Source organism: Achromobacter sp. ESBL13 (assembly GCF_036668755.1).
In the GTDB taxonomy this organism is placed as follows: Bacteria; Pseudomonadota; Gammaproteobacteria; order Burkholderiales; family Burkholderiaceae_B; genus Achromobacter.
In genome coordinates this window covers 768,000-788,336 of sequence record NZ_JAZEVT010000002.1, presented here as the reverse complement: position 1 = coordinate 788,336, position 20,337 = coordinate 768,000, and the positions used below count along the sequence as shown (strand labels likewise).

The 20,337-nt window shown below is 64.7% G+C and carries 18 protein-coding genes and 1 tRNA gene; 13 read left to right on the top strand and 6 right to left on the bottom strand.

Going from position 1 to position 20,337, the window contains the following annotated elements:
• Positions 1-44: 44 nt before the first annotated feature.
• Positions 45-2,147 carry a PhoX family protein gene (locus V6F88_RS12400; RefSeq protein WP_332609810.1) on the top strand — a complete coding sequence of 701 codons (2,103 nt, stop codon included), beginning with the start codon at positions 45-47 and terminating at the stop codon, positions 2,145-2,147.
• A 14-nt stretch (positions 2,148-2,161) separates the two neighbouring features.
• Here the strand turns inward: V6F88_RS12400 and V6F88_RS12395 are convergent, their stop codons facing one another.
• Positions 2,162-2,503 carry a hypothetical protein gene (locus V6F88_RS12395; protein WP_332609808.1) on the bottom strand — a complete coding sequence of 114 codons (342 nt, stop codon included), beginning with the start codon at positions 2,501-2,503 and terminating at the stop codon, positions 2,162-2,164.
• Between the two features lie 440 nt (positions 2,504-2,943).
• Between V6F88_RS12395 and V6F88_RS12390 the strand changes: the two genes are divergently transcribed.
• From V6F88_RS12390 to V6F88_RS12370, 5 genes are all read left to right on the top strand, one after another.
• Positions 2,944-4,389: an amidase gene (locus V6F88_RS12390; protein ID WP_332609806.1), complete on the top strand. Its 1,446-nt coding sequence runs from the start codon at positions 2,944-2,946 to the stop codon at positions 4,387-4,389.
• Between the two features lie 68 nt (positions 4,390-4,457).
• Positions 4,458-6,062 (top strand): ABC transporter substrate-binding protein, encoded by a 1,605-nt coding sequence (locus V6F88_RS12385; RefSeq protein ID WP_332609805.1) that lies wholly within the window; start codon positions 4,458-4,460, stop codon positions 6,060-6,062.
• 6 nt (positions 6,063-6,068) lie between these two features.
• Positions 6,069-7,010, top strand: a complete 942-nt coding sequence (locus V6F88_RS12380) for an ABC transporter permease (RefSeq protein ID WP_332609804.1) — start codon at positions 6,069-6,071, stop codon at positions 7,008-7,010.
• A gap of 23 nt (positions 7,011-7,033) precedes the next feature.
• The gene (locus V6F88_RS12375) at positions 7,034-7,924 is read left to right on the top strand and encodes an ABC transporter permease (protein WP_332609802.1); all 891 of its coding nucleotides are present in this window, start codon (positions 7,034-7,036) and stop codon (positions 7,922-7,924) included.
• Between the two features lie 4 nt (positions 7,925-7,928).
• A complete protein-coding gene (locus tag V6F88_RS12370; RefSeq protein WP_332609801.1) occupies positions 7,929-9,590 on the top strand; it encodes an ABC transporter ATP-binding protein in 1,662 nt (553 codons plus the stop codon).
• Here the strand turns inward: V6F88_RS12370 and V6F88_RS12365 are convergent.
• Positions 9,587-10,354, bottom strand: coding sequence for an AraC family transcriptional regulator (locus V6F88_RS12365; RefSeq protein ID WP_332609800.1), 768 nt, complete (start codon positions 10,352-10,354; stop codon positions 9,587-9,589). The genes V6F88_RS12370 and V6F88_RS12365 overlap by 4 nt on opposite strands.
• A gap of 218 nt (positions 10,355-10,572) precedes the next feature.
• Here V6F88_RS12365 and V6F88_RS12360 point away from each other — a divergent pair, with 218 nt between their 5' ends.
• Together V6F88_RS12360 and V6F88_RS12355 are read left to right on the top strand one after the other, a co-directional pair.
• On the top strand, positions 10,573-11,541 hold the full coding sequence (locus tag V6F88_RS12360) for a Bug family tripartite tricarboxylate transporter substrate binding protein (RefSeq protein WP_332609799.1): 969 nt from the start codon (positions 10,573-10,575) through the stop codon (positions 11,539-11,541).
• On the top strand, positions 11,534-12,415 hold the full coding sequence (locus V6F88_RS12355; RefSeq protein ID WP_332609798.1) for a PhzF family phenazine biosynthesis protein: 882 nt from the start codon (positions 11,534-11,536) through the stop codon (positions 12,413-12,415). Before V6F88_RS12360 ends, V6F88_RS12355 begins: the two co-directional genes overlap by 8 nt.
• A gap of 215 nt (positions 12,416-12,630) precedes the next feature.
• On the opposite strand, the gene V6F88_RS12350 is transcribed toward V6F88_RS12355, so the two are convergent.
• The 3 genes from V6F88_RS12350 to V6F88_RS12340 all read right to left on the bottom strand — a co-directional run bounded on the left by V6F88_RS12350 (position 12,631) and on the right by V6F88_RS12340 (position 15,345).
• Positions 12,631-12,707: transfer RNA gene (locus tag V6F88_RS12350), tRNA-Pro, on the bottom strand.
• 358 nt (positions 12,708-13,065) lie between these two features.
• Entirely contained in the window at positions 13,066-14,031 is a 966-nt protein-coding gene (gene ispB / locus V6F88_RS12345; RefSeq protein ID WP_332609796.1) for an octaprenyl diphosphate synthase, read from the bottom strand.
• A gap of 153 nt (positions 14,032-14,184) precedes the next feature.
• Positions 14,185-15,345, bottom strand: a complete 1,161-nt coding sequence (locus V6F88_RS12340; RefSeq protein ID WP_332609794.1) for a fumarylacetoacetate hydrolase family protein — start codon at positions 15,343-15,345, stop codon at positions 14,185-14,187.
• A gap of 121 nt (positions 15,346-15,466) precedes the next feature.
• Here V6F88_RS12340 and V6F88_RS12335 point away from each other — a divergent pair, with 121 nt between their 5' ends.
• From V6F88_RS12335 to proB, 5 genes are all read left to right on the top strand, one after another.
• Complete coding sequence (locus tag V6F88_RS12335; RefSeq protein WP_332609792.1) at positions 15,467-16,225, top strand: IclR family transcriptional regulator; 759 nt, start codon at positions 15,467-15,469, stop codon at positions 16,223-16,225.
• Positions 16,226-16,525: 300 nt separating this feature from the next.
• A complete protein-coding gene (gene rplU, locus V6F88_RS12330) occupies positions 16,526-16,837 on the top strand; it encodes a 50S ribosomal protein L21 (protein ID WP_006216228.1) in 312 nt (103 codons plus the stop codon).
• Positions 16,838-16,871: 34 nt separating this feature from the next.
• On the top strand, positions 16,872-17,132 hold the full coding sequence (gene rpmA, locus V6F88_RS12325; protein WP_046803173.1) for a 50S ribosomal protein L27: 261 nt from the start codon (positions 16,872-16,874) through the stop codon (positions 17,130-17,132).
• 190 nt (positions 17,133-17,322) lie between these two features.
• Entirely contained in the window at positions 17,323-18,459 is a 1,137-nt protein-coding gene (obgE, locus tag V6F88_RS12320; protein ID WP_332609790.1) for a GTPase ObgE, read from the top strand.
• 55 nt (positions 18,460-18,514) lie between these two features.
• On the top strand, positions 18,515-19,651 hold the full coding sequence (gene proB, locus V6F88_RS12315; protein ID WP_332609788.1) for a glutamate 5-kinase: 1,137 nt from the start codon (positions 18,515-18,517) through the stop codon (positions 19,649-19,651).
• Here proB and V6F88_RS12310 read toward each other — a convergent pair.
• The gene (locus V6F88_RS12310; RefSeq protein ID WP_332609787.1) at positions 19,648-20,325 is read right to left on the bottom strand and encodes a transcriptional regulator; all 678 of its coding nucleotides are present in this window, start codon (positions 20,323-20,325) and stop codon (positions 19,648-19,650) included. The two genes, proB and V6F88_RS12310, sit on opposite strands and share 4 nt — an antisense overlap.
• Positions 20,326-20,337: the final 12 nt, after the last annotated feature.

The following is a 20,337-nucleotide window of genomic DNA, read 5'->3' as shown; positions in this document are numbered from 1 at the left end:
ATTGCTCGTCCCATTCAGGCACAGCCCCCAAGCCAGGAATCCACATGAGCAAATCCATCTCCGACAAAATCGTCCGCAACCCCAGCCAGAGCAGCCCTTTCAGCGAAATTCTGGAAAAGAACCTGTCGCGCCGCATGGTGATGCGCGGCGGTCTGGCCGCTGCCTTCGCCACGATGACCAGCCTTGGCCTGGCCGGCTGTAACAGCAGCGATGACGATGACGAACCCGTCGGCGGCGGTGAACCCAACCCCACGCCCGAGGTGCCCGGCGGCGGCACCGAGACCCCGGCCCCGACCCCGCTGAAACTGGGCTTTGATTCGCTGCCCACGTCGATGACGGACGCTTGCGTCGTGCCGCAGGGCTATGTGGCCCACGTGTTTGCGCCGTGGGGCACGCCGTTGAACGACAACGCACAGCCCTGGGATCAGAACGGCAACAACACGTCGAACGACCTGCTGAACTCCACCGGCATGCATCACGACGGCATGCACTTCTTCCCCATCGAAGGCAGCTCCACGGAAGGGCTGCTGGCCGTCAACCACGAATACATCGATCAGGCCGCGCTGCATCCGAACGGCCCGACGCTGGTGGCGGGCAAGCGCCCGGCCGAGGAAGTGCGCAAGGAAATCAACGCGCATGGCGTGGCGATCCTGCATGTGCGCCGCGAAAACGGCCGCTGGAACATCGTCAACAACTCGCGCTACAACCGCCGCTTTACGTCGGCCACCGCCATGAAGCTGGCCGGCCCGGTGGGCGGCACGGACTGGGTCAAGACGCCCTTTTCCCCCAACGGCACGCAAGTGCGCGGCACCAACAACAACTGCGGCAACGGCTACACGCCGTGGGGCACGTACATTACCGCCGAAGAAAACTGGGCGGCCTGCTTCGTCAACACGGGCACGCGCCCCGCGCATCAACTGCGGGTTGGCGTGTCGGGCGGCCCCGCCGGCCGCTACCAATGGGAAACCGCCGCGGGCGACGCGTCGGAAGTGCTGGGCGAATTCGCGCGCTTCAACATCACGGAGACCGCCCTCAGCGCCACGCAAGACTGGCGCAACGAAGTGAACGGCTTCGGCTATCTGGTCGAGATCGACCCCTATGACCCGTCCAGCATCGCCACCAAGCGCACCGCGCTGGGCCGCTTCGCGCACGAAGGCTGCGCGTACAGCAAGCCCGAAGCCGGCAAGCCGCTGGCGTTCTACAGCGGTGACGATTCGCGCTTTGAATACATCTACCGCTTCGTGTCCGAGGCGGTGTGGGACCCGAAGGATGCCGAGCGCAGCGACCGCCTGGCCGTCGGCGCCAAATACCTGGACAAGGGCACGCTGTACGTGGCGCGCTTCAACGCGGACGGCACCGGCGAATGGCTGCCCCTGATCGGCACCACGCCCGGCGTGGGCGGCCGCACGCTGGCCGACGAGTTCGGCAGCCTGGACGCCATCCTCATCAACACACGCGGCGCGGCCGACTTCGTGGGCGCCACCCCGATGGACCGCCCCGAGTGGACCGCCACCCACCCGACCAACGGCGACATCTACCTGACGCTGACCAATAACAGCAGCCGCAATGCCGGCACCGGCACCAACCCGCCCAACCCGCGCCTGAACAACGTCAACGGCCACATCATCCGCTGGCACGACGAAGCGGGCTCGACCAAGTTCGAGTGGGATATCTTCGTGTTCGGTTCCGACGCAGGCGCCAACGCCGACACCAACCGTTCGGGCCTGACCGCGCTGAACCAGCTGGCCAGCCCCGACGGCATCGGCTTCGACACGCGCGGCATCCTGTGGATTCAAACGGACAACGGCATCGACGGTGGCCGCAACAACAACGTGGCCCGCGCCACCAACGACCAGATGCTGGCCGTGATCCCGGGCGCGCTGGCCGACAGCACCGGCACGGGTCCCGCCATCAACCCGTCCAACCAGGCTGACCTGCGCCGCTTCTTCGTTGGGCCGAACGAAGCGGAAGTGACCGGCTTTGCGTTCACGCCCGACTACACCAGCATCTTCCTGAACATCCAGCACCCGGCCAACTGGCCGGCGTATGGGACGGACGACGCAACGGTGGCGACCACGGGTACGGTGCGCCCGCGTTCATCGACGGTGGTGATCCAACGCGCCGACGGCGGCCCGATCGGGGTGTGATGAGCGGGCCGGCGCTAGCCGGCCAGCGGCCACATGCCTTCGGTGTGCAGCAGGCGTGCCATGGCGTTTTCCAGGATGCCGCGGGCCTGGCCCGCGGCCTGCTGCAACGCCAGGTGCAATTGCGCGTCGGCTTCGGTGCGAATCGTGGTGCTGGCACGGAAGCGGTAGAGCACCACCACGGCGCTCGTCTCGGTGGCGTCGCGCGCGCGCTGGATAGGCGCAAGCGCATCCACGTCCAGCTCGGAAATCTCAACAATCAGCACGTCGGCATGGCGCGGCAGAGACCCCGCGTCGTCCAGGCGCGCGCAGCCGCCGACCACGTGAACGTCGCATCGGAAACGGTACAGGACCGCCATCTGGCGGCTTTGTGCCTTCCGGACAAGCCCGTCAATTTTCTATGGTGCCCCTGGCGATAAGAAGCAGTGAAGCAGAAAGAGGTGCTTATGGACACGCAAGAATTGGTCGCGCAGATGATTGTCAGAACATCTCCCGCGCGACGCTTCGAGGACTGGCGGAAGTCCTGGCCGCGTACGCCGCCTGCATTGAGTCGATTCAACATAAGCTCAGCGTGCAGGAGCGGGAAGACCTGATCGATTTGGGCGCGGACTTTTACCGGACGCTGGCCCGTGCCGAAGGCTACCGGCGAGGACGCGAATGACGTAGTTTTCCCCCGCTTGCCCGCGCCTGTCGCATTTGGGATGGGCGCGCTGTCGCTTCCCGGTTTGGCCCTCACGTCTGTGATCCCTAGACTTTGCCTCTGCCGTGAACCACACAGGCAGCAAAAAAAAGGGGAAACATGCAGACCACCGAGTACGAGCGCCTGGACGGCCTTGGGCTGGCCGCATTACTTGAGCGGGGCGAGGTCACCTCCGCCCAGCTCATGGATTGCGCCATTGAACTGGCCACGCAACGCAATCCCGCGCTTAACGCCATCACCTACCCGCGCTTTGACGAGTCGCGGCGCATCGCGGCCGAATGGACGCACCGCGGCCCCTTTCGCGGGATTCCATTTCTGCTGAAGGACTCCGGGTTCGCCCATCCGCGATTCCCTTCCAGCCTGGGGTCGGCGCTGTTCAACGACGCCACCTACGCATACTCGGCCACGGTGGCTGACCGCTTCGAGGCAGCGGGCTTTATCCCCTTCGCGCGCACCACGGTGCCGGAATTGTGCATGGCCGGCACCACCGAGGCCCTGCGCAACGGCGCGGCCACGCGCAACCCATGGGATCCCAGCCGTTCCGCCGGCGGCTCCAGCGGCGGGGCGGCGTCCGCCGTCGCCGCGCGCATCGTGCCCGTGGCGCATGGTAGCGACGGCGGCGGCTCGATCCGAATCCCGGCGGCCTGCTGCGGCGTGTTTGGACTGAAAGCATCCAGGGGCCGCGTCCCGATGGGCCCGATGCGAGGCGAAGGCTGGGCCGGCATGTCGACGGACGGCGTGTTGAGCCTGTCCGTGCGCGACACGGCAGCGTCGCTGGACATGATCGATGCCTATGAGCCGGGCGCGCCGTACGCCTCGCCGCCCAAGCCGCGGTCCTTCCTGGACGCCGTTCGCGAGCAAGAAGTCCGCCCGCTGCGCGTGGGCATTTTGCGCACCGCCTGGAATGGCATCCCTATCGCCCCCGAATGCGACGCCGCCGTCACGCGTTCGGCCTCGCTGCTGGAAAGCCTGGGCCACCACGTCTTCGAGGCCCGCTTGCCGGAGATCGATTACGACGGCTTCGTCCATGCCCACGGCAGCATCCTGGCCAGCAACATCGTGGTGGCGGTGGATGCGCGTCTTCGTGTGCTGGATCGCGCCTTGCGCGACGGCGATCTTGAGTCCGTCATTCTTGACGGTTATCACGTCGGCAAGACGCTGGACGCCGTGGCGTACATCGATGCCGTCTCGCGCCTGCATGCGGTGGGGCGGGCTTTCGCCGCCGCCATGACCGACGTGGATGTATTGCTGACGCCCACGCTGGCGCAGCTTCCCTGCAAGCTTGATTACCTGGCATTGAATTCCTCGGACGGGCTGGGCTTTCGCGACTACCGAGCTCGCGCCTCGACGTATTCCACTTTTCTCCCCGTCATCAACGGCGCGGGCTTGCCCGCCGCCAGCCTGCCGCTGTCATGGACGGACGAAGGCCTGCCCGTGGCCACGCAATTGATCGGCCACTTCGGACGCGAAGACGTCTTGCTTGAACTCTCGGCGCAGCTGGAGCGCCTGGCCCCGTGGGCCGCGCGCAGACCGCGGTTCGGCTGATCGGCGGGGCTTGTCGACCAGCCTCGCCCCGTTTCGCCTGAGTCACCCTCACCTTTGAAGGTATCGGTATGAAAAAAATGATCCCTGGCATGGGCCGCGTTCGCGCGCCCGCTGCTTTTGCCCCCGCCCTGCTTTGTTCCGCCGCGCTGATGGCAACGCTGGCGCCTGTCAGTCCGTTGCACGCCGAAACGACTGCCAAGATCGTCATGCAGGCGCCGCTGCGCGTGATCGACCCGATCTTGACGAACGCCTACATCACCCGCAACCACGGCTACATGGTTTTCGACACCTTGTTCGCCTTGGACGCCACCGGCAAGCCGCAGCCGGAAATGGTGGAAAGCTGGCAGGAAAGCCCCGACCGCCTGACGGTTACGCTGACGTTGCGCCCGAACCTGAAGTTCCATGATGGGTCGCCTGTCACGGGCGAAGACGTCGTCGCTTCGATCAAGCGCTGGGCCGAGCGCGACGTGCTGGGCCTGCGCTTGATGGCCGTGACCCGCAGCCTGGAAAGCCCCGATGCCAGCACGGTGGTGTTCCAACTGAAGCAGCCGTTCGGCATGCTGATCGAGGCGCTGGCCAAACCTGCCTCGCCCGTGCCCTTCATCATGCCCAGGCGCATCGCTTCGGTGCCCGTCTCGCAGGCGATCACAGAGGTTATCGGCTCAGGTCCGTACAAATTCGTCGCGGCGGACTTCCAGCCGGGCGTCAAGGCCACCTACGTCAAGTTCACGGACTACGTACCGCGCAAGGAGCCGTCCAGCGGCTTTGCCGGCGCCAAGGTCGCCATCGTGGACCGGTTGGAACTGGTCAACATCTCGGACGCCCAAACCGCCGTGAATGCACTGCGCCGTGGCGAGATAGATTTTGTGGAAGACGTGCCGCCCGACCTGATGCCGCAGCTGGAAGGCGTCAAGGGCGTGGCGCTGAAATCCTACGGCGACAGCACCAACATTTTCACGATGCGGATGAATTGGCTGCAACCGCCGTTCAACAACGTCAAGGTGCGCCGCGCTGTGCTGGCGGCCGTGTACCAGGCCGATTATCTCGATGCGCAAATCGGCGACCCGAAGATGATCAAGTTGTGCGGCGCCGTTCTGAGCTGCAACTCGCCGTACGCGTCCGAAGACGGCGCCACGCAAACGAAGCAGCCGGACCTGGCGCATGCCAAGGCGCTGCTGAAGGAAAGCGGCTACGACGGGAGCAAAGTTGTGATTCTGCACCCAACCGACCTGCCCGTTCTTGCCAGCCTGGCGTCCGTGACGGCGCAAGCGCTCAAGACCATCGGGATGAATGTCGAGATCCAGTCGATGGACTGGGCGACGTTGCTGTCCCGCTATTCCAAGAAAGATCCCGTGGCCCAAGGCGGCTGGAGCATTTTCCAGACCGGTTTTACCAGCCTGGACCTGATGAACCCGCTGACCAATCCGAATCTGGACGGACGGGGCACGGCGGGCTACGTCGGCTGGTCGAAAAGCGAGCAGATGGAAACGCTGCGCGATCAGTTCGCCGAGACCGACGATGCAGCCCGCAGGAAGGAAATCGCCCTGGCGATCCAGAAGCTCAATTACGAGCAGGTGTTCTTCATCCCGCTGGGCACGTATTCCAAGATGAAGGGCTACAACGCCGCCAAGCTGGGACGCATGACGGACGCGCAGATTCCGCTGTTCTGGTAGCGCGCCATGATTGAACTGATCCTGAAGCGGCTGTTGGCGGCAATTCCGGTGATGCTTATCGTCGCCACGGTCGTGTTTCTTTTGCTGAGAATGGCGCCGGGCGATCCCGCCCGCGTCATCGCGGGCGACATGGCAAGCGAAGCGTCCATCGCGCAGATCCGCACCGAAATGGGCCTGGACCAATCCTTGGGCACGCAGTACCTGCGCTGGATGGCGGCGCTGGTCCAGGGCGACCTGGGCCACTCCATCCAATCCAAGCAGCCCGTCACCTCCCTCATCAAGGCGCGGCTCGGCCCCACGTTTTCCTTGGCGGCATGGGCCATCCTGCTCACGATAGCCACGGCCATACCGCTTGGCGTGCTTGCCGCATGGCGGCATCGGGGCCTGGCGGATCGCGGCATCATGGCCGCGGCGGTATTGGCATTCTCGGTGCCCGCCTTTGTCGTGGCGTATCTGCTGATATTGCTGTTTTCGGTCACGCTGAACTGGCTGCCGGTGCAGGGATATTCACCGCTTGAAGCCGGGGTGGGCCAGTACGCGCAGCACCTGTTGCTGCCCACGGTGACGCTGGCGATGGTGTTTGTGGCGTTGATCACGCGCATTACGCGGGCCAGCTTGCTGGACGTGCTGGGTGAGGACTTCGTGCGCACCGCTCGCGCCAAGGGCGTCACCGAACGCGTCGTGCTGTTTCGCCATGCGCTGCGCAATGCGGCCATTCCCATCGTCACCATCGTCGGCGTGGCCCTGACCACGCTGATCAGCGGCGTAGTCGTGACCGAGACGATCTTCAACATCGCAGGCGTCGGTCGCTTGATCGTGGACTCGGTGCTGGCGCGCGACTATCCCGTGGTGCAAGGGACCATTCTGTTCTTCTCGTTCATCTACGTGTTCGTAAATCTGCTGATCGACATGGCTTACGTCCTCCTCGATCCCCGCATCCGCTACTGACGCGGACGACCCGGAGCTACCCGATGTCCACCTCACCTGTCTCTATCCTGCCGGCCGCGCCGCCGCCCCCCCGCTGGCGCCAGGCCGCCCGCGCCGTCCTGCATGACCCCGTCATGCTGGGATCGCTGCTGCTGCTTTTGCTGCTGGTGGCGCTGACCATCGGCGCCCCGCTCCTGGCATCGCACGACCCCGGCGCGCTGACACCCCGAGCACGTCTGCAAGGTCCGTCCGACCTGTATTGGCTGGGCACGGACTCGCTGGGTCGCGACCTGCTGTCGCGCGTGCTGTACGGCGGACGCTTGTCGATCACGCTGGCCGCGCTGGTCAGCGCCATCTCGGTCGTGGCCGGCCTCGCCATCGGCCTGGCGGCCGGCTATGTCCGGCGACTGGATGCGCCGGTGATGCGGTTGATGGACGGCATCATGGCCATCCCCGGCCTGCTGCTGGCCGTGGCCATGGTCGCGCTGGGCGGCGCCAACATCCTCACCATGGTCATCGCTATCTCGATCCCCGAGATACCGCGCGTGGCGCGGCTGGTGCGTGGCGTGGTGCTGTCCGTGCGCGAAGAACCCTACGTTGAAGCCTCGGTGGGTTCGGGCACGCCGGCGCTGAAGGTGTTGTGGCGGCACATCCTGCCCAGCACCATCAACCCGCTGGTGGTGCAAGCCACCTTCGTCTGCGCCGCTGCCATCCTGACCGAAGCCGTGCTGGGGTTTCTTGGGCTGGGCTTTCCCCCGGAAATCCCCAGCTTGGGCAGCATCATCGCGGAAGGGCGCCCGTTCTTCCAGCGCGCGCCGTGGATCGTGCTGGTGCCCGGCGTGTTTCTTGCGCTGCTGATCCTGGCCGTCAACATGTTCGGCGACGCACTGCGCGACCGGCTTGATCCCCGTCTATCACGTAAAACCAAGGGCTGACGCCATGAACCCAGTATCCCGGACGCAAGCCATGCCCGACGGCAGCGCCGCCGCCCCCATCCTGGACGTTCGCAACCTGAAGGTGCGGCTACCCGGCGGGGGAGATCGCCGCTATGCGGTGGACGACGTGTCGTTCACCGTCCATGCCCGCGAAATCGTGTGCATCGTAGGCGAATCCGGCTCGGGCAAATCCGTGACGTCCAGCGCCGTCATGGGCCTGTTGCCCAAGGGGGTGCTGGCCCTGGAAAGCGGCCAGATCCTGCTGGCGGGTCGCAACATCACACATGCCGGGCGGGACGAACTGCAAAAGCTGCGCGGCAACCGCATGGCCATGATCTTCCAGGAACCCATGACGGCGCTCAACCCGCTCATGCGTGTCGGCGACCAGATCGCGGAAGTGTTCGAGTTCCATGCCAAGGAACTCGCCCGCGAGACCGTCGACAGCCGTGTGCTGGCGCTGCTGTCCGACGTACGGCTGCCGCATCCCGAGACGCTGCGGCATGCCTATCCCCATCAGTTGTCGGGCGGTCAGCGCCAACGCGTGATGATTGCCATGGCCTTGGTGATGGAGCCTGGCCTGATCATCGCCGATGAACCGACCACGGCGCTTGACGTGACCTCGCAAGCGCAGGTGCTGCGCCTGCTTAACGACTTGCGCGGTCGCCACGACAACGGCGTGCTGTTCATTACGCACGATTTTGACGTGGTCGCGGAGATTGCGGATCGTGTGCTGGTGATGCAAGCCGGCCATATTGTCGAACAAGGCACCGCCGCCGATGTGCTGGAACGCCCCCGGCACCCGTATACGCAACGGCTGCTGGCGGCCCGTCCGCGCGGCGATTTCCGCGCCAAGGCGTTGACGCCGTCGCAGCCGCCTGTGCTGGAAGTGCGCGACCTGACCCTGCGCTTCGAAACCAAATCGCTGTTCAAGTCCAAGCGCCGCCGCGTCGACGCGCTGGGCGGTGTATCGCTGCAATTGGAACGCGGCGAAACGTTGGGCATTGTTGGCGAATCCGGGTCGGGCAAGACCACGCTGGGCCGCTGCCTGGCACGCTTCGCCAAGCCCACGTCGGGCGAGATTCTGATCGACGGCAATGCGGTGGGCAAACTTACCGGTCGCGATGCGCGCGGCTATTGCAAGCGCGTACAAATGGTGTTCCAGGACCCGTTCCGTTCATTCAATCCACGTCGCAAGGTCGGCCGCACGCTGGCGGAAGGCCCGCTTAACTTCGGCGCGGATGCCGGGGACGTCCACGCGCGGATGCTTGAAATGCTTGAGCTTGTCAGCATGGACGCCGGCGCGCTGGAGCGGTTTCCGCACGAATTTTCGGGAGGCCAGCGGCAGCGACTGTCGATTGCGCGCGCATTGATGATGGAACCGGAAATCCTGATCGCGGACGAAGCGGTCTCTGCGCTGGATGTGTCGGTGCAGGCGCAGATACTGGATTTGCTGGAATCGATACGGGATCGGCTGGGCGTAAGCATCCTGTTCATTACGCACGATCTGCGCGTTGCGGCGCGGCTTTGCCATCGCATCGCCGTGATGCAGCGGGGCAAGGTGGTTGAGATCGGCACGGCGCGCGACGTGTTCCTGCGCCCGTCCAGCGACTACACGCGCGAGCTGCTGGCGTCCATTCCCGGCTATGCGCCCGCGGCGTCCGCCTAGGGTTCCACCGCGCGCAGCAGGCGGCCCAGGTGTCCGCTACTGGAAAACCCCAGTTCGGCGCTGACTCTTGCCACCGGTTCACCCATCGCGATCCGTTGCCGTGCCGCCTGGGCCAGCACCCTGCGTCTCAGGGCTATAGGCGACTGGCCATAAGCGTCCAGGCAAGCCCGCTGCAGGGTGCGGGTGGTGGCGCCCAGCACGCTGGCGGACTCCGAAATGGCCGGCAGCGGCTGTCCTTCTTCCAGGCGGGTGCGCAACAGTTCCATCCATTGGCGAGCCAAGGGCAGCGGCGCCGTCGACACGCTAGCCTGAGCCTGCTGCCGATGATTGGCGTCAAGCTGGGCGATCAACGCCTGGATCAACATGGGCAACGCCGATGCCGACAACGCGGGTTTCCACAGCGCATCCAGCATGGCCTGCGCCGCGCCATCCAGCTGCAACACGCCGCCTGCCTGGCAGGCGCGCAACAATTCGGGGGCCAGGTAAAGCTCTCCGTGTTGCTGCGCGACGCTCTCGGCGCGCGTGCTGTGTTCGACGTGAGACGGTAGCAACAAGGCTTGCCCGCGAACAAGACGGCACCGCCAACGCGCCCCTTCTTCGTCCTGCCAGGCACTATCGAGCGCCCCTGCGCGCGGCCACAGCAGCATGGCGCAATCGTGCTCGTGCCAATGAAAGGCGTAGCGCGGCTGGCGACTGGCCGCCAGGGCGAAGCCGGTCTGCGCGATCAAATCCTGTTTGGACGAAAGTGGGACGGAACGCTTCATGAAGGGCGAGCGGGACGTAATGTGCGCCGGGGGGATTCCCGGCAGCGGCAAGAATGGGCGTTGGGCCAGTATCCGCGCGCGACCGCTTTGGCGCAAGCCCGACGCCGGCGGGGTGTTCTGGCTGTCGCATGCGGGATCAGCCGATGTCGCACCGTGGTTCGCCGGTGGCCCGGCGCCTTTCTACGATCTGGTCATTCAAACATTACAAGGGGAACTTCATGAATCGCGTCATCACATCCGCACTGCTGGCCAGCGCGCTGCTGGCCTTGTCGCCTGCTGGCGCGTGGGCCGACTCGACGTGGCCCGACAAACCCATCACCCTGATCGTGCCCTTTCCCGCCGGCGGCGGAACCGATCTGGTGGTGCGCACGTTGCAACCGGCCTTGACGCGCCAATTGCAGCAGTCCGTCATCATTCAGAACGCCGGCGGCGCGGGCGGCACGGTGGGTTCGGGCCAGGCGGCCCGCGCCAAGCCCGACGGCTATACCGCCCTGGCGGTAACGACCAGCACCACCGCGCTAAGCGCCAGCCTGTACAAGAACCTGCCGTACAAGCCGCAGAAGGACTTCGACTACGTGGGCTTCATCGGCACGTCGCCCTATGTGCTTGCCGTGCAGCCTGCCTTGAAGGCAAGCAGCGTCGCCACGCTTGTCGACGCGTTGACAGCGCGACGCAGCGGCACGTATGCCTCGGTGGGCGCGGGCACGGTATCGCACCTGCTGGGCGAGATGTTCAAAAAAGACAAGCAGCTGGACCTGACCCACGTACCGTATCGCGGCGCGGCGCCCGCCTATACGGACCTGATCGGCGGACAGGTCGACATCATGTTCGATAACCCCGTGGGGCTGGCGCCGTTCGTCCAAAGCGGCAAGTTGATTGCCGTGGCCACGACGCGCGCTACCCCCATCCTGCCGTCCGTACCCACTTTTGCCGCCCAGGGCATGCCCGGCTATACGCAATCGCTGTGGTACGGGTTGGCTTTTCCAAAGGGAACGCCCCCGGCAATCGTGCAAAAGATGAACGTTGCCCTGAACGCCGTGCTGCGCGATCCGGCCATTGCGGCCGACCTTGCGGCCAAAGGCGTCGATGTCCGCCCCGACACGGCCGAGGCGTTGACCCAGACCGTCTCTCACGACCTTGCCTTCTGGGGCAAGCTCATCACCACTACCGGAGTCCAGTTTGACTGACCACCTTTGCATCCGCGCACCCGCGCCGCCAGCCGCCGGCGATGCAGTCCTGCTGCGTGTATTCGTTGATCCCTTACAGGGACTGGAAGGCGGCAACCCCGTGCCCCTGGTACTTGACGCGCAAGAGATGGCGGCAAGCGATATGCAGGCGCTGGCGGCCCATCACGGCCATGAGTCTTCCTTTGTGGTGCCCACCGTCCGCGAGGATCACCTGTGCCGGTTGCGCTTTTTCGTGCCTGGCCACGAAATGGAGATGTGCGGCCATGCAACGGTCGGTACGTTGTGGGCGCTGCGGCAATGGGGGTTGTGGACCACGCCATGTACGCGAGTGCAGACTCTTAGCGGCAGCGTGGATGTCGAATGGGACGCCACCCGCAACCGCGCCTGGATATCGCAACCCGCCGTGAAAACCTCCGTATTGCCTGAGGAACAATGCCGCGCGATCGCATCGGTGCTGCGGATTGATTCAGACCTGGCCGGGCTGCCTGTGATCAACGCCAGCACGAGCCGCGTGAAGACGCTTATCAGGCTGCCCGACGTGGCGGCGCTGAACGCGCTGTCGCCGGACTTCGCCGCCATGCGGGACCTGTGCGAAGCCATTGGTTCGACGGGCCTGTATCCCTATGCCCTGACCGACGACGGCGCGAGCGCGCGGCAATTTCCCAAGGCGTCGGGCTACCCGGAGGACGCCGCCACGGGCATTGCGGCAGCAGCCTTGTGGGGTTATCTCAATGAAACCGGCAGCGTGCCGCCGGATCAGGTGTATACGGTGCGGCAAGGCGTGGCCATGGGTTCGCCCTCGGCTATCCAGCTGCGTGCCCGGGACGATGGCGCGGGCTGCTGGCTAAGTGGCGATACGCGATGGATGGCATGAAGGAGCGGTGACGACCCGGCCTTGGACGGCCTGACCTTGAACGGCCCGACCTTGGACGGCCTGACCTTGGACGACCCGGTGTTACACCGGGCGGTTCGCTCTTTCGGTTGGGGCATCGACCCGCAAGATGCAAAAAAGCCGGCGTCGCTGTCGCGATTCCGGCTTTTGCTGCTGTTGGTGTCGAGAACACCACCAAAAATTCGACCACCAATCAGTGGTCGGGGCGAGAGGATTCGAACCTCCGACTCCTGCGTCCCGAACGCAGTACTCTACCAGGCTGAGCTACGCCCCGATTCAGTGAATTTGCCACGCTGAAAAACCGCGCTGACAAACTCGTACTACCAACTTAGCGGCGCTCAGTGCTACCAAGTTTTTTCTTTCCGCTGCATGTCTCGCGACTGCTCCGGCGGCTATGTTCTGGTGACTTTGCTCTGGTGACTTTGCTTTCGCTTTCCACCTTCGCTTTCCGTCTTCGCTTTCCATCACCGCCGTTTCAACAGCGACCGCTATTAGAACCTATATTCCGCTTTTTTGAAAATCAGGTTTTGCTTTGGCTTCTGCGTTTAGCTTTTGCTTTTAGCTTCAACCATTCACCCGCTTTCAAACCAGCTTGCTACGCCCCAACTTCAGCGCCGCTGTGGATATCGGCTTCAGCGATCTCTATTCACCGCGAAAGCGCAGAATTCTAGCAGAGAATTTAGAAAAGGCGAAACGGGGTAGATCGACAGCGCTTCGCGAGCCCGATCCGCTTCGGCCACGGCGGCCAGGCGGGCGTGTTCCAGCGCGTCGGTGGCCTGGATGGCTGCGGCCACGGCGGCGAAATCGGCGTCGCCCGTCTTGATGGCGTCGCGGATCAGTTGTTGTTGTTCGGGCGTGCCCACTTCCATCACGCGGATCAGCGGCAGCGTGGGCTTGCCTTCGCGCAGGTCGTCGCCCACGTTCTTGCCCAGCGCGGCGGCGTCGCCGCTGTAGTCCAGCACGTCGTCAACCAGCTGGAACGCGGTGCCGACGTGGCGGCCATAGGCGGCGGCAGCGGCTTCCTGTTCGGGCGTGGCGCCTGCCAGCACCGCGCCCACCTGGGCGGCAGCTTCGAACAGCTTGGCGGTCTTGTAGCGCACCACTTGCAGGTAGCGGTCTTGCGAGACGTCGGGGTCGTGCACGTTCAGCAACTGCAAGACCTCGCCTTCGGCGATAACCGTGGTGGCTTCGGACAGGATGCTCATGATGCGCATCGAGTCGGCTTCGACCATCATCTCGAATGAACGCGAATACAGGTAATCGCCCACCAGCACGCTGGCGGCGTTGCCGAACACGGCGTTGGCCGTTTCGCGGCCACGGCGCAGGTCGGATTCGTCGACCACGTCGTCATGCAGCAATGTTGCGGTGTGGATGAATTCCACGACGGCGGCCAGCAGTTGGTGATGCGTGCCTTCGTAGCCCAGCGCGCGCGCCACCATCAACACCATGGCCGGGCGCATGCGCTTGCCGCCCGCGCCAATGATGTAGTCGCCGATTGTGCGGATCAGGACTACGTCCGAATTCAGCCGTTCGCGGATGACCGCGTCGACAGCCTTCATATCGTCAGCAATGGGGGCAATAAGCGCGGGGAGATTCAAGACGTATCCGACAAGTGAAACGAGCCGCATGGGCTCTTACCGCTGGGCCGCCAGGAATGGCGGGGGATTCGACCAGCGATTATACGGGGTGTGACGGCGTCGGGGCGGCCCGCTGCCGCCCCGAAGTTCGCAAGAAGCGCGCGGGCCGCCGCCCTATCGAACCAGGCCGCGCCTGGCCAGGTTGGCGTACAGCGCCCGCACGCCGAACGTCCACGGCGTGATCTCGGTGGCCAACTGCACATCATTGACCAGCGCGCCAATACGCTCGGAAGCGATCTGGACGCGATCGCCCAGCTTGTGCGTGAAACCCGTGCCCGGGCCCTTGCGGTCCTGGCTGGGCGAGAACATCGTGCCCAGGAACAGCATGAAGCCGTCAGGGTACTGGTGATGCGCGCCAAACGCCTGGCGCACCAGGTCCTGGGGGTCGCGGCTGATTTCGCGCATGTGGCTGACGCCGTCCAGCGCGAAGCCGTCGGCCCCGTCGATGCGCAGCGACACATCGGCGTGGCGAACGCTGTCCAAGTCGAAATCGCCATCGAACAAGCGGATGAAGGGGCCGATGGCGCACGACCCGTTGTTGTCCTTGGCTTTGGTCAGCAGCAAGGCGCTGCGGCCTTCGATGTCGCGCAGGTTGACGTCGTTGCCCAGCGTGGCGCCCACGATCTCGCCGCGGCTGTCCACGGCCAGCACGATCTCGGGCTCGGGGTTGTTCCACTGCGATTCAGGCAGCACGCCGATCTGTGCGCCGTATCCCACCGATGCCATCGCGGGCGTCTTCGAGAAGATTTCGGCGTCGGGGCCGATGCCCACTTCCAGGTATTGCGACCACTGCCCGCGTTCGACCAATTCGGCTTTCAGCTTGATGGCTTCGGCGGACCCGGGACGCAAGCGGGACAAATCCGAGCCGATCAAGGCCTGCATCCGCACACGGATTTCATCGGCGCGGCTGGCGTCGCCGCCCGCCTCTTCCTCGATCATCCGCTCCAGCAAGCTGATGGCGAACGTGACGCCCGCCGCCTTGATGGGTTGCAGATCGCACGGCGCCAACAGGCGCGGTCCGTCCTGCCCTTGCAAGGTGGCGGCCATCAGCGCGCGCACGTCGCCCAGCGATTCGCCGGCGGCGCCCTTGGCCAGCGTGACGCGATCAGGGCGATCCAGCAAATCGGACACGGTGGGCGTCACGGCGGTGATGTCGAACACCTCGCCGTTGCGCACGACCACGACGCTGGGGCCGTCCACCGGCGCCGGCCGCCACACACGGCCCACTAGTAATGCGCCCGCCAGGTCGGCGGGCAATGCGTTGTCTTGGTTCATAAGTCTCCACGCTTCATGCCGACTGGGCGGCATTTCAATAAAGGTGCAACGAGTCTAGAAGAAGGTCGTTATCATGTCCAACATTCTGAATTGCAGTCCAACAGGTTGGAATAACAAAACGATGACCGCCGAGTACGATGTGCCCGCCATCCGCCGTACCCACGACATCCTGCGCGTGCTGGCCAGCCGCCGCACCCCCGTCAAGGCCGCGGAACTGGCGCAGGCCTGCCAGCTGCCCAAAAGTACGCTGTACCTGTTGCTGGACTGCCTGGAACAACGCCGCTGGGTCGAACGCAAGGACGGCGGCTATCTGATCGGCATCGAGTTGATGTCGCTGGGCTTTGCCTACTTGCGTCACGACGGCCTGCAAGCCGCTTTCCACGAGGCGGCCGGCGAATTCGTGACCCGCTGCAATGAAGTCGTGCAGCTGGCGGCGCTGGATGGCTTTGACGTGGTCTATATCGCCCGCGAGGACGCCCGCCGCCCGGTGCGGCTGGTCTCCGACTTAGGAATGCGCCTGCCTGCCCATGCCTGTGCACTGGGTAAAGTGCTGCTGGCCAGCCTGGAACCCGACGCCCTGGCCGCCAGCGTGCCCGACCCGCTGCCCCGCGTGACGGACCGGACGCTGGCCACACGCGATGCGCTGTATCAAGAATTGGACAAGGTGCGCCAGACGGGGCTGGGCCACGATCAGGAAGAACTGGCCACTGGCCTGGTCTGCTACGCCGCGTACGTGGGCGTCACCCCAACCGGCAAGCGGGTGGCGGTCAGCACGTCGATACCCACCGACCGGCTGAACGACGCCCACCGGCGCGATGTCATGGAGGGCATCCGCCGGGTGGCGCGCCACGTCTGCCAACGCGTGGTGGCGCCCGTCTGAAGCCACGGCGCCACACCTAAGCCCTTAGCCCACAACAGGTTTTTGACTTTTGAAAAGTCACGCGCTAATATTGCGGATTCGGTCAGCAATGCCCGAATTACGTCGGTTGTTCGCGTAAACCCTTTGGGTGCCTAGTCCGGGATATTTCCACCCGGTACCTGGCAGTCAGGCCCCTTTCCTTCTGGCCCGCCGCATGTCAAATGCCGGCACACGGACTGGAAAGCACCTTCCAAAGTGGCAATCCCACCCAGCAGGGCGGGCCGCGCGAATGAACCCATTTACCTATTTAAGGAACACCCCATGTACGCGGTCGTAAAAACCGGTGGCAAGCAGTATCGCGTTGCCGCTGGCGAAAAACTCAAGATAGAACAGATACCGGCAGACATTGGGCAAGAAATCACCCTGGACCAAGTGCTGTCCGTGGGCGAAGGCGACCAACTGAAAGTTGGCACGCCCCTCGTCTCCGGCGCTGTGGTCAAGGCAACGGTTCTTGCGCAAGGCCGCCACGACAAGGTCAAGATCTTCAAGATGCGCCGTCGCAAGCACTATCAGAAGCGTCAGGGCCACCGTCAGAACTACACCGAAATCCGCATCGAAGCCATCACGGCTTAAGTAGCGACTCGGTACCACTTAGCAGGAGCTAAACATGGCACAGAAAAAGGGCGGCGGCTCTACGCGAAACGGACGCGACTCAGAATCAAAGCGTCTGGGCGTCAAGACTTTCGGCGGTGAACTGATTCCCGCTGGTTCGATCATCGTGCGTCAGCGCGGTACTCGTTTCCACGCTGGCGTGAACGTCGGCATGGGCAAGGACCACACCCTGTACGCGCTGATCGACGGCAAGGTTCAATTCGGCTTCAAGGGCGCGTTGAACAAGCAAACCGTTTCGATCATCGCTGCCGAGTAATCGGACTAGCCACGGTCAGCGCAACGCGGTTTACCGCGTTGCCGAACGGCAAAAGCCCTGTCGCATGCGGCAGGGCTTTTTTGTTTTAAGCTTTTTTGTTTATGGTAATTGGCGAGTAAAGTTTCCAATGCCACCTGGCAGCGTCCCATCGCGGACCGCTGTCCTATTACCCACCACACGCGCAGACACCATGAAATTCGTAGACGAAGCCACCATTGAAGTGGTCGCCGGCAAAGGCGGCAATGGCGTGGCGAGCTTTCGCCGCGAAAAGTTCATCCCCAAAGGGGGCCCGGACGGCGGCGACGGCGGCCGCGGCGGCACCATCTATGCCGTTGCAGACCGCAATATCAACACGCTGATCGATTTCCGCTACGCACGCCTGCATCGCGCCAAGGGCGGCGAGAACGGCCGCGGCTCGGACCAGTACGGCGCAGCGGCCCCGGACATCACCCTGCGCGTGCCCGTGGGCACCGTTATCCATGACGCCGAAACCGGCGAAGTCCTGTTCGATATGGACACGCATGACCAAAAGGTCGTGCTGGCTGCCGGCGGCCAGGGCGGCATGGGCAACATTCATTTCAAGTCCAGCTTGAACCGCGCTCCGCGCCAGTGGACCCCCGGCAAGGAAGGCGAACATCGCTACCTGCGCATGGAATTGAAGGTGCTGGCGGACGTGGGCCTGCTTGGCATGCCCAACGCCGGCAAGTCGACGCTGATCACGCGCATCTCGAATGCAAAGCCGAAGATCGCCGACTACCCGTTCACCACCCTGCACCCGAACCTGGGCGTCGTGCGCACGTCGCCGTCGCGCAGCTTTGTCGTGGCCGACATTCCGGGCCTGATCGAGGGCGCTTCCGAGGGCGCCGGCCTGGGCCACCTGTTCCTGCGCCACCTGGCGCGCACCCGCGTGCTGCTGCACCTGGTTGACGTGTCCACGCCCGACCCCGATGCGGATCCGGTCGAGCAAGCCGTGGTCGACGCGCGCGCCATCGTTGAAGAACTGCGCCGCTACGACCCCGAACTGGCCGACAAGCCGCGCTGGCTGGTGCTGAACAAGCTGGACATGGTGCCGGACCCCGAAGACACCAAGCGCCGCTTCCTGGAACTGTATGACTGGAAGGGCCCCGTGTTCGCCATTTCGGGCCTGACGGGCGAAGGCACGCAAGACCTGTTGTACGCGCTGCAAGACTACCTGGACGCCGAGCGCGAAAAGGAACACCTGTCGCGCGACCAGGCGGACGGCACCTATGTGGCGCCGGACCCCCGCTTTGACGACACGCGGTCCGACGCCGACAAGCCTGCCGCGCCGCGCGGCGGTGACGAATAAGCCATAATCGCAGTCCTTTCGATTACGTCTTTTTTCGCCGCAGCCGGCGCCTACCATGTCTGCTGAAACACCCGCCGTTTCCGTCGTCACCCACGCCCAGCGCCTGGTCGCCAAAGTTGGCTCGTCGCTGGTCACCAACGAAGGCCGCGGCCTGGACCGCGCCGCCGTCGCCCACTGGGCCTCGCAAATCGCCGCCTTGCACAAGCAGGGCAAGCAGATCGTGCTGGTCTCCAGCGGCGCCATCGCCGAAGGCATGGCGCGGCTGGGCTGGCGCAAGCGCCCTTCCGTCATGCACGAACTGCAAGCGGCCGCCGCCGTCGGCCAGATGGGCCTGTGCCAGGCCTACGAGGCGGCGTTCGCGGAATACGGCCTGCGCACCGCGCAGATTTTGCTGACGCACGAAGATCTGGCCGATCGCCACCGCTACCTGAACGCTCGCAGCACGCTGTTCGCGCTGCTGCGCCTGGGCGTGGTGCCGATCGTGAACGAAAACGACACGGTCGTCACCGACGAAATCCGCCTGGGCGACAACGACACGCTGGGCGCGCTGGTCACAAACCTGATCGAAGCCGACACGTTGATCATCCTGACGGATCAGCGCGGCTTGTACGATTCCGACCCTCGCAAGAACCCCGGCGCCACGTTCATGTCGCACGCGCAGGCGGGCGACCCGGCGTTGGAAGCCATGGCGGGTGGCGCGGGCAGCGGCATCGGCACGGGCGGCATGCTGACCAAGGTGCTGGCGGCCAAGCGTGCGGCGCACAGCGGCGCGCACACCATCATCGCGTCGGGCCGTGAACGCAACGTGCTGACGCGATTGGCGCAGGGCGAGTGCATCGGCAGCGAACTGCGCGCCGTGCTGCCCGTGTGGTCCGCCCGCAAGCAGTGGCTGGCCGATCACCTGCGCCTGCGTGGCCGCGTGGTGCTTGACGACGGCGCCGTGCAGGCGCTGATGCGCGAAGGCAAGAGCCTATTGCCCATCGGCGTGACGGACGTGCAAGGCGAGTTCGGCCGTGGCGACGTGGTGGCTTGCGTGGACAGCCAGGGCATCGAATGCGCGCGCGGGCTCATCAACTATTCGTCGGTTGATACGCGACGCATCCTGCGCCAGCCTTCCTCGCAGATCGCTCGCATCCTGGGCAGCATGACCGAACCCGAGCTCATGCATCGGGATAACCTGGTCGTTCTCTAATCCTGCGGTTCTTGCGGCGGGCTGTGCTGCAACAGGATATAGCCCCATCCGCGCACGGCCAACACCGGCAATTCAATATCGAAGCGGCGCGCCTTGGTGCGCAGCCGCGACACCAGCACGTCCACGCTGCGTGCGCCCTCGCGGGGATTGCACGGAAAGAAGCGATCGCGCCGCAGGCATTGGCCGGGCGCCCTTAACAAGCGGACAAAAAAGTCGCGTTCGGTCAGCGTCAACGGAAGGCGCTCGCCGGCCGGGCCTGACAGCACGCGTTGGTCCAGGCGCCAAGCGGGGCCGTCGGTTGAAGGCGGCAAGAGCCGGCGCCGCACATTGCGCAGCAGCGCATCCCATTCCTCGGGCTCCATGCGGGCCGAACTATAAAAGTCCACGCCTGCCTCCAGCGCCTCGACCCGTTCGCGCGCCGAAGCCACGGGCGACTGCCAGACCACCGCCGCGTCCGGCGCCGCACGGCGCAAGGCCGCGATCAGCTTGGGGACCTCGGCGCCCTGCCCACGCAACACCATCGCGTCGACATCATCTGTGCGTAGCCGTTCGAACAGCTCGTCCGGCGACGCGCACGCGCTGACCCGCCATTGAAAATCACGCAGAGCAGCGACAAAATGATTGCTCGTCATTTCATCAAGTTGCACGACGAACACGTTGCCTCGTTCATGCATGTGTCCTCGCCT

Excerpts from the sequence above, each read along its gene's own strand:
- V6F88_RS12400 (WP_332609810.1), top strand. The coding sequence starts at position 45 with ATGAGCAAATCCATCTCCGACAAAATCGTCCGCAACCCCAGCCAGAGC.
- V6F88_RS12395 (WP_332609808.1), bottom strand. The coding sequence starts at position 2,503 with ATGGCGGTCCTGTACCGTTTCCGATGCGACGTTCACGTGGTCGGCGGC.
- V6F88_RS12390 (WP_332609806.1), top strand. The coding sequence starts at position 2,944 with ATGCAGACCACCGAGTACGAGCGCCTGGACGGCCTTGGGCTGGCCGCA.
- V6F88_RS12385 (WP_332609805.1), top strand. The coding sequence starts at position 4,458 with ATGAAAAAAATGATCCCTGGCATGGGCCGCGTTCGCGCGCCCGCTGCT.
- V6F88_RS12380 (WP_332609804.1), top strand. The coding sequence starts at position 6,069 with ATGATTGAACTGATCCTGAAGCGGCTGTTGGCGGCAATTCCGGTGATG.
- V6F88_RS12375 (WP_332609802.1), top strand. The coding sequence starts at position 7,034 with ATGTCCACCTCACCTGTCTCTATCCTGCCGGCCGCGCCGCCGCCCCCC.
- V6F88_RS12370 (WP_332609801.1), top strand. The coding sequence starts at position 7,929 with ATGAACCCAGTATCCCGGACGCAAGCCATGCCCGACGGCAGCGCCGCC.
- V6F88_RS12365 (WP_332609800.1), bottom strand. The coding sequence starts at position 10,354 with ATGAAGCGTTCCGTCCCACTTTCGTCCAAACAGGATTTGATCGCGCAG.
- V6F88_RS12360 (WP_332609799.1), top strand. The coding sequence starts at position 10,573 with ATGAATCGCGTCATCACATCCGCACTGCTGGCCAGCGCGCTGCTGGCC.
- V6F88_RS12340 (WP_332609794.1), bottom strand. The coding sequence starts at position 15,345 with ATGAACCAAGACAACGCATTGCCCGCCGACCTGGCGGGCGCATTACTA.
- V6F88_RS12335 (WP_332609792.1), top strand. The coding sequence starts at position 15,467 with ATGACCGCCGAGTACGATGTGCCCGCCATCCGCCGTACCCACGACATC.
- rplU (WP_006216228.1), top strand. The coding sequence starts at position 16,526 with ATGTACGCGGTCGTAAAAACCGGTGGCAAGCAGTATCGCGTTGCCGCT.
- rpmA (WP_046803173.1), top strand. The coding sequence starts at position 16,872 with ATGGCACAGAAAAAGGGCGGCGGCTCTACGCGAAACGGACGCGACTCA.
- obgE (WP_332609790.1), top strand. The coding sequence starts at position 17,323 with ATGAAATTCGTAGACGAAGCCACCATTGAAGTGGTCGCCGGCAAAGGC.
- proB (WP_332609788.1), top strand. The coding sequence starts at position 18,515 with ATGTCTGCTGAAACACCCGCCGTTTCCGTCGTCACCCACGCCCAGCGC.
- V6F88_RS12310 (WP_332609787.1), bottom strand. The coding sequence starts at position 20,325 with ATGCATGAACGAGGCAACGTGTTCGTCGTGCAACTTGATGAAATGACG.